This is a genomic window from Oleiphilus sp. HI0117, assembly GCF_001635235.1.
Map to the genome: position 1 here is coordinate 1 of NZ_LWGA01001225.1, position 1087 is coordinate 1087.

General features: G+C 42.7%; 2 protein-coding genes. One reads left to right on the forward strand and one right to left on the reverse strand.

What is annotated here, in order from left to right:
* Positions 1–899: methyl-accepting chemotaxis protein (locus tag A3757_RS21390; protein ID WP_156506479.1), on the forward strand; the 899-nt coding region annotated here is incomplete at its 5' end.
* Here the strand turns inward: A3757_RS21390 and A3757_RS27760 are convergent.
* A partial coding sequence (locus A3757_RS27760; RefSeq protein ID WP_231878349.1) for a hypothetical protein occupies positions 900–1087 on the reverse strand: 188 nt, incomplete at its 5' end. It lies immediately after the preceding gene.

Sequence of the window (1087 nt, forward strand, 5' to 3'; positions counted from 1 at the left end):
ATGCTTTTCGCATAAGGCAAGAATCACTAGCTGAAGCAATCCAAGCAAATGAAGAGACAAGTAGTCTGGTAATTTCGGCCGAAAAGAACTCACAGCGCTTAGGAGAGATTCTGAATGAAGCCAAGTCGACATGCCATACCCTATCCACCTCATCAAGATCCTTGCTAGAAAACATCAAAAAAATGAACAGTGATAGCCAGTCAATTGAAAACGGCGCACATTCTCAACTCGAGGCTTCTGAGCAGATTGATGCAACAGTTAGCGAAACGCAAACAACGCTTAGCGAGACATCTTCTCTTGTGAGAGAAATTGAAACTGTGACAAGAACTACACAAGCAAATGTCACATCTACCGCAGACTCCATGAAGAAAACAACAGAAAGCATGGATAAGATCAAACAAAGCTTCTCAAAAATTGAAGATGTTATTCAGGTCATTTCCGGTATCGTTAGCCAAACGAACTTACTTGCATTAAACGCAACAATCGAAGCTGCACGTGCTGGTGACAGGGGGCGTGGCTTTGCCGTCGTTGCTGACGAAATCAGAAGCTTATCAATTCGCTGTGATGAGTCTGCCCAAGAAATTACCGATGTAATAAAACAAGGGTCAGTAGACGTTGATAAGGGCGTCGAGATAGTACTTCACTCAGAAGCAGTACTGGAGAATACATCGGCCTCGGTTATTGAAGTTTCAGAACAAATTGAAAAAGTATCCAAGGTAATCAATAAACTGCAAGACAACATGACACAAGTCAGTGCTGCCTCGCAGAATGTTGGCGAGGTAAATAACAATAACGCTTACGCTGTTATACACCTACTGGAGTCAATTCAAAACCTGAGCACAATGACGACAAAGCTTAGCGACGTTTCAGAGAAGCTAGCAAACGTCGTGAATAAATAGCTAGCAGGTCACTTTCCTTACTAAAGCCCGACTAATCATTCTGACCTTCATGTTGAGGGGCAAACGCTTAAGGTTTGTTCCCACAATACCCTTCGTAAATCGGGTCTGTTTACTGTAATCAATATTTACATCTAACACGACTGGCTGACCCGCTTTGCTGATTCTCCAAGCTTCATCCAACATTTCAT